Source organism: Isoptericola nanjingensis (assembly GCF_050311635.1).
GTDB classification, from domain to species: Bacteria; Actinomycetota; Actinomycetes; order Actinomycetales; family Cellulomonadaceae; genus Isoptericola; species Isoptericola nanjingensis.
Genome location: NZ_JBNOZL010000034.1, coordinates 1 through 218, shown reverse-complemented (window position 1 = coordinate 218; position 218 = coordinate 1). Strand labels below are relative to the sequence as shown.

1 protein-coding gene is annotated in these 218 nt (G+C 60.6%); it reads right to left on the bottom strand.

Annotated features, from left to right (window positions below):
- Positions 1 to 218: carbohydrate ABC transporter permease (locus ACQP6G_RS20915; RefSeq protein ID WP_429767250.1), on the bottom strand; the 218-nt coding region annotated here is incomplete at both ends.

The following is a 218-nucleotide window of genomic DNA, read 5'->3' as shown; positions in this document are numbered from 1 at the left end:
TGCTTCATGTTCAGCACCATCGCGACCAGCAACGCCGCCGCGAGCTTGATCGGCGTGCCGACCAGCACATAGATCGCCGTCACCTTCGCCGACGTCCAAAAACGCGGGTCCTCGAACAACTTCACGAAGTTGTCGATCCCGACCCACGACGGCGGCCGGAACAAGTCATAGTCCGTGAACGCCAGATACAACGACGCCACCATCGGGAACGCCGTCAA